The 11,455-nt window shown below is 72.7% G+C and carries 11 protein-coding genes; 4 read left to right on the forward strand and 7 right to left on the reverse strand.

The annotated features are described in order from the left end of the window. Positions 1-29: 29 nt before the first annotated feature. Positions 30-614: a TetR/AcrR family transcriptional regulator gene (locus tag ACGFZS_RS46385; RefSeq protein WP_393800256.1), complete on the reverse strand. Its 585-nt coding sequence runs from the start codon at positions 612-614 to the stop codon at positions 30-32. Between the two features lie 109 nt (positions 615-723). Between ACGFZS_RS46385 and ACGFZS_RS46390 the strand changes: the two genes are divergently transcribed. Next, positions 724-1,983: an NADH:flavin oxidoreductase/NADH oxidase family protein gene (locus ACGFZS_RS46390; protein ID WP_393800257.1), complete on the forward strand. Its 1,260-nt coding sequence runs from the start codon at positions 724-726 to the stop codon at positions 1,981-1,983. Here ACGFZS_RS46390 and ACGFZS_RS46395 read toward each other — a convergent pair. From ACGFZS_RS46395 to ACGFZS_RS46420, 6 genes are all read right to left on the reverse strand, one after another. Then, positions 1,957-2,982, reverse strand: coding sequence for a lactonase family protein (locus ACGFZS_RS46395; protein ID WP_393800258.1), 1,026 nt, complete (start codon positions 2,980-2,982; stop codon positions 1,957-1,959). The genes ACGFZS_RS46390 and ACGFZS_RS46395 overlap by 27 nt on opposite strands. A 127-nt stretch (positions 2,983-3,109) precedes the next feature. After that, a complete protein-coding gene (locus ACGFZS_RS46400; protein WP_393800259.1) occupies positions 3,110-4,075 on the reverse strand; it encodes a sugar kinase in 966 nt (321 codons plus the stop codon). Beyond that, positions 4,072-4,746: a bifunctional 4-hydroxy-2-oxoglutarate aldolase/2-dehydro-3-deoxy-phosphogluconate aldolase gene (locus ACGFZS_RS46405; RefSeq protein ID WP_393800260.1), complete on the reverse strand. Its 675-nt coding sequence runs from the start codon at positions 4,744-4,746 to the stop codon at positions 4,072-4,074. Before ACGFZS_RS46405 ends, ACGFZS_RS46400 begins: the two co-directional genes overlap by 4 nt. Next, complete coding sequence (locus ACGFZS_RS46410; protein ID WP_393800261.1) at positions 4,743-5,591, reverse strand: carbohydrate ABC transporter permease; 849 nt, start codon at positions 5,589-5,591, stop codon at positions 4,743-4,745. Before ACGFZS_RS46410 ends, ACGFZS_RS46405 begins: the two co-directional genes overlap by 4 nt. Before the next feature lie 54 nt (positions 5,592-5,645). Then, a complete protein-coding gene (locus ACGFZS_RS46415; protein WP_393800262.1) occupies positions 5,646-6,518 on the reverse strand; it encodes a carbohydrate ABC transporter permease in 873 nt (290 codons plus the stop codon). A 119-nt stretch (positions 6,519-6,637) separates the two neighbouring features. Then, positions 6,638-7,906 (reverse strand): ABC transporter substrate-binding protein, encoded by a 1,269-nt coding sequence (locus ACGFZS_RS46420; RefSeq protein ID WP_393545551.1) that lies wholly within the window; start codon positions 7,904-7,906, stop codon positions 6,638-6,640. Between the two features lie 350 nt (positions 7,907-8,256). Between ACGFZS_RS46420 and ACGFZS_RS46425 the strand changes: the two genes are divergently transcribed. The 3 genes from ACGFZS_RS46425 (at position 8,257) to dgoD (ending at position 11,338) form a co-directional block, all read left to right on the forward strand. Beyond that, entirely contained in the window at positions 8,257-9,300 is a 1,044-nt protein-coding gene (locus tag ACGFZS_RS46425; protein WP_393800263.1) for a LacI family DNA-binding transcriptional regulator, read from the forward strand. Between the two features lie 44 nt (positions 9,301-9,344). After that, a complete protein-coding gene (locus ACGFZS_RS46430; protein WP_393800264.1) occupies positions 9,345-10,109 on the forward strand; it encodes an SDR family NAD(P)-dependent oxidoreductase in 765 nt (254 codons plus the stop codon). 83 nt (positions 10,110-10,192) lie between these two features. Next, the gene (dgoD, locus tag ACGFZS_RS46435; protein ID WP_393800265.1) at positions 10,193-11,338 is read left to right on the forward strand and encodes a galactonate dehydratase; all 1,146 of its coding nucleotides are present in this window, start codon (positions 10,193-10,195) and stop codon (positions 11,336-11,338) included. Positions 11,339-11,455 lie beyond the last annotated feature (117 nt).

Raw genomic sequence — 11,455 nt, forward strand, 5'->3', positions numbered from 1 at the left:
GCGCCGGAGCCCGCCCGGCCCGCGTACGGCTAGCCGGGGCGGCCGAGGCCGAGTGCCGCGTGGACGGCGGTGTGGACCTGGGCGGCGACGGTCTCCGGGGTGGAGGTGTCGAGCTTGCCGTCGAGGTGGAGGAAGGCCAGGCCGTGGACCAGGGCCCAGACGGCCGTGGGCAGTCCGTCGTGGGCGCCGCCGGGGAAGGCGTCGCGGACGAGGGCGTCGACGTAGGCGGAGAGCGCGGCGGTCGCCTCGGCCCGTTCGGGGCTGTCCGGATCGCAGGGCTCCGCGAACATGGCCCGGAACAGCGCCGGGTGGTCGAGGGCGAACCGGACGTAGGCCACGGCGACGGTGACCAGGTCGTCGGGGGCCGCGGGCGCGGGATGCGCCGCCGTGAGGCAGCCGGCGAGTTCGCGGTAGCCCTCGGCGGCCACGGCGGACACGAGCGCGTCCCGGTCGGCGTAGTGGCGGTAGGGGGCCGTGGGCGAGACCCCGGCCCGGCGGGCCACCGCCCGCAGCGACAGCGCGCCGCTGCCGTCCTCCTCCAGCAGCTCGCGGGCCGCGCGCAGGCAGGCGGCCCGGAGATCGCCGTGATGGTACGAGTCACTCGACGGTGGCATGGGTCACCCTCCCGCATGTTTACAGTGCTGACATCGGTCGCCTAATGTGAGCGCCGTACACATTGTTGGCGCCGCGCACATTCTACGGCGGCCGGAGAGGAGACCCCGGATGACCAGCCCCTTGTTCTCGCCCCTGCGACTGCGCTCCGGGCAGGTGCTGCCCAACCGGATCGCGAAGGCGGCCATGGAGGAGGGGATGGCCGGCGCCGGGCAGCTCCCGGACGAACGGCTCCTCGCCCTGTACCGGCGGTGGGGCGGTGGCGGCGCCGGGCTGCTGATCACCGGCAATGTGATGGTGCACGCCGAGGCGCTGACCGGCCCGGGCGGTGTCGTCCTCGACGCGGCCACCCCGCTGGAGCCGTTCGCCGCGTGGGCCGAGGCCGGCCGGTCCGGGGGCGCGGCGATGTGGATGCAGATCAACCATCCCGGCCGCCAGGTCCAGGCCGAGATGCCCGGCGTGGTCTGGGGGCCGTCGGCGGTCGGCGTCGAGATGGGCCGGCACAGCAGGCGGTTCGGCCGCCCGAGCGCCATGACCCCGGACCAGATCGAGGCCACCGTGCGGCGGTTCGCGGTCACCGCGGAGCGGGCCGCGCGGGCGGGGTTCGACGGTGTGCAGATCCACGCGGCCCACGGCTACCTGCTGTCGCAGTTCCTCTCCCCGCTGGTCAACCGGCGCACCGACCGGTGGGGCGGTCCGCTGGAGAACCGGGCGCGGATGCTGCTGGACGTGGTGCGTGCCGTACGGGCCGCGGTGCCGCCGGAGTTCGCGGTCGCGGTGAAGCTGAACTCGGCCGACTTCCAGCGCGGCGGCTTCGACGTCGACGACGCCCGCCGGGTGATCGCCCTGCTCGGACCGCTCGGTGTCGACCTGGTGGAGCTGTCCGGCGGCAGTTACGAGAGCCCCGCCATGTCGGGCCGTCCGGCCGATGCCCGTACCCGGGCCCGCGAGGCCTACTTCCTGGACCTGGCGAAGGACCTGGCCGCCGTGAGCCCGCTCCCCCTCATGCTCACGGGCGGCATCACCCGGCGGGACACCGCCGAGCAGGTCCTGGCCGACGGCGTCGAGCTGGTCGGGATGGGCACCGCGCTGGCGGTGACCCCGGACCTGCCCGGCCAGTGGCGGCGGGGCGCGGAGGCGGACGCCCGGCTGCGGCAGGTGACCTGGTCGGACAAGACGCTCGCCGCGGCGGCCGGGATGGCCCTGGTCCGCCGCCGGCTGCGCCGGCTGGCCCGGGGCGGCGAACCGGCGCTCAACACCCGTCCGGCCTGCGCGCTCGTCTCCGAGCAGCTGGTGGCGCGCCGCCAGCTGCGCCGCTACCGCGCCTGGTTGCCGGACACGGCCTCACACCGCGAGCGCGCACACCACTGACGGCACGGACGCCGTGGCCACCGGCTCGCCCAGCACCCCGGAGTCCCGGACCGGCAGCACGGCCACGGTGCCGCTGTGCTGGTTGGCGACGAGGAGGTGGCCCGGGACCGGGGTCAGACCGCGCGGCCGGCCGCCACCGCAGGGGGTCTCGCCGAGCGGCACCAGGGTGGTGCCGTCGATCCGGAAGGCCGCCACCGTCTCGGCGCCCCGGTTGGTGACCCAGACGAAGCGGTCCGAGACGACGATCCCGCCGGGCTGGTTGGGCACCCCGGCGGCCGTCGCGGGCACCCGGGACAGCTCGACGAGGGTGCCGGTCGCCGCGTCGTACCGGTGGCAGGTCACCGTCGAGGAGAGTTCGTCGGCGCTGAACACCAGGTCGCCGGCGGGCGTGAAGGCGAGGTGGCGGGGCCCGGAGCCGGGGCGCAGCCGGTTCACCGCCGTGCGCTCCAGGGTGCCGTCGGCGGTGTCCAGGCGGTAGGCGAACACCGTGTCGGCGCCGAGATCGGTGGCGAGCACGAACCGGCCCGCCGGGTCGACCAGCACCTGGTGGGCGTGGCTGCCCTCCTGCCGTCCGACGACCGGACCCGACCCCTTGTGCTCGACGACGTCCGTGAGGTCCGCGATCCGGCCCGCCGCGTCCAGCCGGTGCACGGCGACCGTGCCGGGCAGGGTGTCGGTGCCGTAGTTGGCGGTCAGCAGCCAGTCGCCGTCCGGGTGGACGGTGAGGTAGCAGGGGTTGGCACCGCCGCTGGTGACCGGCGCGCCGAGGGCGGTCGGCGCGCCCGCCGCCGTACCGAAGGCTCCGACGGCGCCCTCGGTGGACTCGTGGGTGGTGTAGACGACGGGCAGGGCCGGGTGGGCGGCCAGGAAGGACGCACCGCTCGCGGGGACCGGCGACGCCTCGGTGGTCAGCACCGGCCCGTTCAGGAGCAGCGAGGTGAGACCGACCCCCTCGCCTCCGGTGTCGGGGGTGTAGGAGCCGGCGAGAACTGTGGGCATGGCGATTCCTCGGGTGCGGTCGGCACAACAGGTCGGCGGGTCGGCGGTCTGCGGGTCGGCGGTCGGTGCGGTACGTCAGGGGCAGGTCCAGCACGGCGTACGTCAGCGCAGCGCAGCGCGTCGTACGTCAGCGCAGCACGTCGTCATGGTGGTCCAGCAGGGCGAGTTCGGTGCGTCGGGGCAGGCCCTCCCAGTCCCCGGTGGTGGAGACGGCGAAGGCGCCGAGCCGGGCGGCGGTGCGCAGCCGGTGGTGCGGGGGCTCGCCGGCGAGGAGTTCGGCGAGGTAGCCGGCGACGAACGCGTCCCCGGCGCCCACCGGGTCGTGCACCCGCACGGGCAGCGCGGGCTGCCGGTAGGGCACTCCGTCGAGGAGGGCGTACGCACCGTCGGCGCCCAGCTTCACCACCGCCCCGCCCGGTCCCAGCTCGCAGAGTCCCTTGGCGAGTTCCTCGGGCTCGTGGAGGTCGGGCACCGCGAGCCGGGCCTCGTGCGGTCCGGCGAACACCAGGTCGCTGTCGCGCAGCAGCGGCAGTACGGCCCGCCGGGCGTCGGCCTCGCTCCACAGCAGGGAGCGGAAGTTGATGTCGAAGGAGACCAGGACACCCGCGTCCTTGGCGATCCGCACCGCCCGGCGGACCGCGCTCGCGGGGTCGTCGCCGAGGGCCGGGGTGATCCCGGTGATGTGCAGGACCGCGGCCCCCCCGACGACCTGCTCGGGGATGTCCTCGGGGGCGAGCCGGACCCCGGCCGTCGCGGTGCGGTAGTACCGCATGCGGTGGTGGCCGCTGGTGCGCCGCTCCTTGAGGAGCAGCGAGGTCGGGGCGGGGTCGCGGACGGCCAGCGCGGTGACGCCCTCGGCGCGCAGTTCGCGCAGCACGAGTTCGCCGAGCTGGTCCTCGCCGACCCGGCCGATCCAGGTGGCCCGGCCGCCGAGCCGGCTCACCCCGACGGCGACGTTGGACTCGGCCCCGGCGACCCCGAGGCGCAGCGCGGTGCCGAGGGCGAGGGGGCCCGGCTCGGCGGCGGCGAGGACGGCGAGGGTCTCGCCGACGGTGACGAGGTACGGCTGGCCGGCATCGGCAGAGGTGTTCACGCGTCGCCCTTCCCGGCCCGCGCCGCGGGCCTGACCGTCTCCAGCAGGTCGCGTGCTCTCCCGGTGAGCGCGGCGAGGGCCGCCGGGTCGCCGGGGGCCCGGTCCGCGCCGCGCAGCAGCGGGGAGCCGACGCCCACGGCACAGGCCCCGGCGGCCAGGTACTCCGCGGCCTCGGCGAGGTCCACGCCGCCGACCGCGACCAGCGGGATGTCCGGCAGCGGGGCGCGCAGTTGCCGCAGATACGCGGGTCCGCCGGTGCAGGCGGGGAAGAGCTTGACGGCGGCGGCGCCGGCCCGCCAGGCGGTGGCCACCTCGGTGGGGGTCCAGGCGCCCGGGTAGCAGGGGATGCCGAGGTCGGCGGCGGCCCGGATTACGTCGGGTTCGACGACGGGGGCGACCAGGAACTCGGCACCGGCGGCGACCGCGTCGCGCAGGTCGGCCGGGGTCATGACCGTACCCGCGCCGACCGCCGCGGACGGGCCGAGCTCCGCCCGGATCCGGGCGAGGGCGTCGAGGGCGCCCGTGGTGGTGAGGGTGATCTCCAGGCAGGTGACCCCGCCGGCGGCGAGGGCGCGGGCGACGGCGGGCAGCCCGGTGGCGTCGGCCGACCGCAGGATGGCCATCGCACGGGTGCGGACCAGCTGCGGGGTGAGGGCGGGGCGTACGGTCACTTGACCGCTCCCGCGGACATGCCGGCGACGACCTGGCGCTGGAAGAACACGAAGATGACCAGCAGCGGCAGCACGCCGAGCAGGGCGGCCGGGAACAGGGTGGTCGGCTGCACGGTGTGCGGGTCGATGAAGGAGTAGGCGTTCACCATGACGGTGCGCTTGTTCGGGTCCTGGAGGAAGACCAGCGGGACGAGCAGGTCGTTCCAGATCTGCAGGGCGACGAAGGTCAGCAGGGTGCTGGTCACCGGCCGCAGCAGCGGGAGGACGACGACGAAGAAGGTGCGGAACGCGCCGCAGCCGTCGAGCGCGGCGGCCTCCTCCAGGTCGACCGGGATGGAGCGGATGAAGCTGGTGTAGAAGAACACGGCCAGCGGCAGGTTGATCGCGGTGTAGATGAAGACCACGCCCGCGTAGGTGTCGAGCAGGTTCATGTCCCGCATCAGCAGGTACAGCGGCGCCACCACCACGAACACGGGGATGGAGGTGCCGAGGATGAACAGCCGGTACACGGTCGTGGACCAGCCCGCGGTGATCCGGGCCAGCGGGTACCCGGCCAGCGAGCCCAGCACGGTGATGCACACGCACGAGAGCCCGGTGATCAGCAGGGTGTTGAGGGTGCTCGGCCCGTAGTGGATCTGGCTGAAGGCGTCACTGAAGTTCTTCAGGGTGAAGGAGTGCGGGATCCCCAGCGGGGAGCGGGCGACGTCGGCCGCGGTGCGCAGCGAGGTGACGACCGTGAAGAGGAACGGCAGCACGAACAGCACGGTGCCCAGGCAGAGCAGGGCGGTGCCGAGGCCGTGGGCGATCAGCCGTCCCTTGGCGGATATGGAGGGTGGAGAGGTCATGGTGGCGATCCGTCCGAATCGATCAGGTGCGGTACGACGTCACAGGCGCCGACGTCAGATGCGCCGTTCGCGCAGCCTGAGCAGGGAGTTGGTCGCGCTGGACAGGACGACCACGGTCACCAGCAGCAGCACCGACAGCGCGACGCCGAGGGCGAACTTCCCGCCGCCGAAGATGTTCCGGTAGACCAGCAGGGTCAGGGTGTCGGTGGCGCCGGCCGGGCCGCCGTTGGTGAGGACGAGCGGGAACTCGAAGACCTTCAGCGAGCCGATCAGGCTGAGGGTGACGTTGACGGTCAGGGCGGGGGCGAGCAGCGGCCACTCGATGCTGCGGAAGCGCCGCCAGCCGCTCGCGCCGTCCAGCGCGGCCGCCTCCAGCAGTTCGGCCGGCATGCTCATGTAGCTGGCGAGGAAGATCGCGCAGGAGTAGCCGGTGAACATCCAGACGTTGACGGCGGCCACCGCGTACAGCGCGGTGTGCGGGTCGCCCAGCCAGACGTGTCGCAGACTGCCGAGGCCGATCGCGTCGAGCAGGCCGTTCAGCCCGCCGCCGGGTGCGAAGAGGTACGACCAGATGAACGCGGCCATCACCGGGGAGATCAGCGTCGGCGTCAGCAGCACGACGTTGAGCACCTTGCGGACCCCGGGCCGGCGGAACAGCATCGCGGCGAAGAGCAGGCCGAGCCCGTTCTGTACGACGACGACCACGACCGCGTAGAGCACGGTGTGCCACAGGGCGGCGGAGATGGCCGGGTCGTCCGCCATCGCCCGGTACTGGTCGAGCCCGACGAAGTTCGCCACCGGGCCGCCGAGGCTGTCGGTGAAGCTCAGATAGACGCCCCGGACCAGCGGATACAGCATGAAGACGCTGTACACGGCGATCGCCGGGAGCAGGAAGGCGGCCATGGTGGCGCGCCGGCGGTGGAACACGAGGATCGATCCTCCTTGGCCGGGGGCCGCGGTGAGGCGGGCTCAGGGGTGAAGCGGGGGCGGGGAAGCGGGCCGCACCCGCACCGCGGCGGTCCCGGGACGAAGACGGGCGGCCGGTGTTACTTGGCGGAGGCCGCCGTCTGGATGTCCTTCAGGGTCTGCGCCTCGGAGGCCTGGCCCAGCAGGAACGCCTGGATCTTGGAGCCGACGGTGGTCTCGGCGGTCGCGCCGTACCAGGAGTCGGACGGCAGGACGCGGTAACGGCCTTCCTTGAAGGCGGCGTTGAAGGTCTTGGTCTCCGTGGCGTCCGGGGTCGTACCGCCGGTGAAGGGGGACTCGGCGTGCTCGGCGTCCAGGTACTTGGCGAGGTTCTCGCTCTGGGACCAGAACTTCACGTACTCCTTGGCCGCGTCGGCGTGCTGCGACTGGGAGTTGACGCCCCACATGGTCCCGGAGAAGAGCATGGCGTTGGGCTTGGTGCCGGCGGCGCCGGCCGGCCAGGGGGTGAACTGGACCGGGAAGTCGGCCTTGGCGACGTTGGAGACCTGCCAGGCGCCCTGGTACCAGAAGGCGCTCTTGCCGGCGCTGAAGTCCTGCGGGCCCTGCGACCACTCGTCGACGCCGAGCTCGTTCTTCCAGCTGATGTACCCCTTGTCCTCAAGGGTCTTGAGCTGGTCCAGCGAGGTCTTCCAGTCGGTGCCGAAGGAGGCCTTGCCGGCCAGGAAGTCGGCGTCCCACTGCTTGTTCTTCTGGTAGACGAGGGTCGAGCCGATCGCCTGGAAGGTGGAGCTGCCGGTCCAGCCGGACTTGTCGGGCAGCGCGATCGGGGTGATGCCGGCCTTCTTGACCTTGGCGAGGTCGGCGAGGAACGTCGGCCAGTCGGCGGGGACCTCGGTGACACCGGCCTTCTTCAGCAGGTCCATGTTGGTGTAGAGGCCGATGCCGATCAGCTCCATCGGCATGGCGAGGACCTTGCCGTCGCTGGTCGCGAAGGGCTTGGCGGAGTCGGAGATGCGGCTCGCCCAGGACTCCTGGGAGAGGTCGGCGAGGTAGCCGGAGGCGCCCCACTTCTTCATCTTGTCCGTGTCGACCATGATCACGTCGCCGGCCTTGCCGCCGAGCAGCTCGGGCTGGAGCTTCTGGGTGTAGGTGTCGTTCGCGGTGATGTACTCGAAGTCGACCTTGATGTCCGGATGGGCCTTCTCGAAGGCCTTGTTGATCTCCGCGACGTTCGCGGGCTCCGCGCCGCCGCCCTTCCACGCCTCGACCTTGATGTGCACCTTCCCGTCCGCGGAGGACGAGCCGGAGCCACCGCCACAGGCGGCGAGCGTGGTCGCCAGGGCGGCGACCGTGGTGGCGACTGCGAGCAGTCTCCCGGAGCGCTTCATTGCACACCTCACCCATTCGTCGGCGCAGGCCGACATCTCGTGTTTGCGGGGATTGATTGCGGGATGCAGCTCGGTCGGTATCTCGAACCGAGTCTGGAATGACGAACACAGTGGGGGGAGCAGGGGGGCGGAGATTCGGAGGGATCGGGATCTCGAACAGTCGGGGCGGTCCGGATTGCGAACCGCTGCCACTGGCTGGTTTCAGTCCCGCCGTTTCGGCCGGGTCTGCATGGATATATCACTGATATCCACTTGAGGAAACCGGTTGACCAAGACTTCGGCGAACGCTAGGTTGCGGCGCCAGAAGGTGTCAAGAGGCCGAACACAATACCCCGCAGGGAGGAACCCCAGTGCCCGATCAGCCAGTACGGGCCAGGCTGGTGGATGTCGCCAGGGAGGCCGGCGTCTCCAAGGCGACCGTGTCCAAGGTGCTCAACGGACGGCAGGACCTGTCCGTCCGTCCCGAGACCAGAGCGCGCATCCACGAGGTGGCCGAGGCGCTCGGCTACCGCCCGCACTCCGGTGCCCGCGCGCTGGCCGGTGCGAGCACCCACGCCCTGGCCCTGCTGGTCCCGTCCCTCGGCAACCCGACGTACGTCACCATCTCCCGCGGCGCCTACCAGCGCGCCCGTGAGCTGGGCTATCTCTCCCTGCTCGCCGAGGACTTCGACGGGCAGGAGGCCGACGAGACCTTCAACGACCTGGTCAAGGAGGGCCGCGTGGACGGGCTGCTGATCGCCTCCGCCCGCCCCGGCCATCCGCTCCTGGAGACCCTGCGCCGCAGCCCCGTCCCGCATGTCTTCCTCAACCGCGCGGTCGAGGGCTCGGGGCGCAACGTCACCATGGACGTGGCCCGTTCCAGCGTCACCGCGCTCGACCACCTGCACGAGCTCGGCCACCGCGTGGTGGGCCATGTCGCGGGCCCGACCGGCATCAAGCCCAGCGAGGACCGCAGACAGGCGTTCCTCGACCGGGCCGGCGAGCTGGGACTGCTCGCCGCGCCGGTCGCCGCCGGCGAGTTCACCGAGGAGGGCGGTGCCACGGCCGCCCGCGCGCTGCTCGCCCCCACCGACACCCGCCCGCCGGTCACCGCGCTGTACACCAGCTCGCTGGCCCAGGCGATCGGCGCGCTGCACGCGATCGGCGAACTCGGCCTGCGGGTCCCCGAGGACGTCTCGCTGGTCGGCAACGACGACCTGCCGGTCGCCGGTTACCTCACCCCCTCCCTCACCACCGTCGCGATGCCCCTGTACGAGCTGGGCACCGCCGCCGTCGACGCCCTGGTCGCCGAGATCGAGGGCAAGTCACCCGGGGACGTGGTCGTCCCCACCGAGCCGCGCCTGGTCCTGCGCGGCTCCACCGCTCCCCCGGCCGATCCGGGCGAAAGACCCTGACCTAACGGGATGACCGAGCCGCCGGTCGCACCGAGAGGAACCCCATGAGCCGCACCATCCCCACCCGATTCGCCGGGCGCACCGCCCTGCTCACCGCCGCCGCCTCCGGCATCGGCGCGGCCACCGCCCACCGGCTGGCCGGTGAGGGCGCGTCCGTGCTGGTCACCGACGTGGACGAGGCGGGTGCCGCCCGGGTGGCCGAGGAGGTCCGCGCCAAGGGCGGGGACGCCCGCCACCGCGCCCTCGACGTGACCTCCGCCGAGGCCTGGCCGGAGGCGGTCCGGGCCGCCGAGGAGTGGACCGGCCGCATCGACCTCCTCCACCTCAACGCCGGCCGCAACCTGCCCGGCGCCGTCCACGAACTCTCCGACGCCTCCTGGCACAGCCATCTGCGCCTGGCCCTCGACTCGGTCTTCTACGGCTGCCGGGCGGCCGTACCCCTGCTGTCGGCCGCCCGGGGCGCGATCGTCATCACCTCGTCCGTGCACGCGGTCCTCGGCTTCAGCGGCTTCCCCGCGTACGCGGCCGCCAAGGGCGGGGTGACCGCGCTGGTACGGCAGTTGGCGGTGGAGTACGGCGGCCGGATCCGGGTCAACGCGGTGGTCCCCGGGGCCGTGGACACCGGCCTGTGGGTGGACGCCCCCGCCGAGTACCGCGCCCGGACCGCCGCCCGCACCCCGGTCGGCCGGATCGGCGAACCCGAGGACATCGCCGCGGCCGTCGCCTTCCTCGGCTCCGAGGACGCCGCGTTCATCACCGGCCAGAACCTGGTCGTGGACGGCGGCCGCAGCATCAGCGCGCAGGAGTAACGCACCTCTCCCCTTTTCGGTTCCACCGACTCTCACGTCACCGCCCCGGGCCGTCGTGCCCGCGGACCCGGAGGTCCCGCACCATGAAAATCACCGGATACGAGCTGTTCTTCGTCGAGCCGCGCTGGCTGTTCCTGCGCGTCGACACCGACGAGGGCGTTTCCGGCTGGGGAGAACCCGTCGTCGAGGGCAAGGCGCACACGACGGCGAAGGCCGTGGAGGAGATGTTCGACTACCTCCTCGGCCAGGACCCGGCCCGGATCGAGGAGCACTGGCAGTTGCTCGCCAAGGGCGGCTTCTACCGGGGCGGACCGGTGCTCAGCAGCGCCCTCGCCGGTATCGACCAGGCACTGTGGGACATCGCGGGCAAGACCCACGGCGTGCCCGTGCACCAGCTCCTGGGCGGCCATGTCCGCGACCGGGTCCGCATCTACGGCTGGCTGTACGGCGAGACCCCCGAGGAACTCGCCGAGTCGGCGGCGGGCCAGGTGGCCAAGGGCCTGACCGCCGTGAAGATGAACCCCTGCGGGCAGCTGGAGCCGCTGGCGACGCCGGCCGCGATCGCCGCGATCGTGGACCGGGTGACCGCGGTCCGCGAGGCGATCGGCCCCGACCGCGACCTGGCCCTCGACTTCCACGGCCGGTTCAGCGGGGCGATGTCGCGGCGGGTCCTGCCGTATCTGGAGCCGCTGCTGCCGATGTTCGTGGAGGAGCCGGTCCTGCCGGAGTTCACGCGCGACCTCGGCGAGGTCGTCCGCTCCACCTCCATCCCGATCGCCACGGGCGAACGCCTCTTCTCCCGCTGGGACTTCCGTGAGGTGCTGGCCGACGGCATCGCGGTCGCCCAGCCCGACATCAGCCACGCGGGCGGCATCTCGGAGACGCGGCGCATCGCGGCGATGGCCGAGGCGTACGACGTCCTGGTCGCCCCGCACTGCCCCCTCGGCCCCATCGCCCTCGCCGCGAGCCTCCAACTCGACTTCGCCATCCCGAACTTCCTGATCCAGGAGCAGTCGCTGGGGATCGGGTACGGGAACAGCAGCGGGTTGCTGGGGTATCTGGCCGACGCGTCGCCGTTCGAGGTGCGGGACGGCTACATCGAGCGGCTCACCGGTCCGGGGCTCGGCATCGAGATCGACGAGAAGGTGATCCGGGAGGCGGCGGAGAAGGGGCACCGCTGGCGCAACCCGGTGTGGCGGAACAGGGACGGGTCGCTGGCGTCCTGGTAGCGCCGGTGGTGCGTTGACTGCGGCCCGGTGGGGGCTGGTCGCGCAGTTCCCCGCGCCCCTTTCGGGGCACGACCGGTGGACCCACCTTCTTGGCTTGGGGGCGCGGGGAACTGCGCG

It is taken from the genome of Streptomyces sp. NPDC048288, from assembly GCF_043201555.1.
Taxonomy (GTDB): domain Bacteria; phylum Actinomycetota; class Actinomycetes; order Streptomycetales; family Streptomycetaceae; genus Streptomyces.

Coding starts and splice junctions, on each gene's coding strand:
- dgoD (WP_393800265.1), top strand. CDS start 10,193: ATGAAAATCACCGGATACGAGCTGTTCTTCGTCGAGCCGCGCTGGCTG.
- ACGFZS_RS46420 (WP_393545551.1), bottom strand. CDS start 7,906: ATGAAGCGCTCCGGGAGACTGCTCGCAGTCGCCACCACGGTCGCCGCC.
- ACGFZS_RS46430 (WP_393800264.1), top strand. CDS start 9,345: ATGAGCCGCACCATCCCCACCCGATTCGCCGGGCGCACCGCCCTGCTC.
- ACGFZS_RS46395 (WP_393800258.1), bottom strand. CDS start 2,982: ATGCCCACAGTTCTCGCCGGCTCCTACACCCCCGACACCGGAGGCGAG.
- ACGFZS_RS46385 (WP_393800256.1), bottom strand. CDS start 614: ATGCCACCGTCGAGTGACTCGTACCATCACGGCGATCTCCGGGCCGCC.
- ACGFZS_RS46410 (WP_393800261.1), bottom strand. CDS start 5,591: ATGACCTCTCCACCCTCCATATCCGCCAAGGGACGGCTGATCGCCCAC.
- ACGFZS_RS46390 (WP_393800257.1), top strand. CDS start 724: ATGACCAGCCCCTTGTTCTCGCCCCTGCGACTGCGCTCCGGGCAGGTG.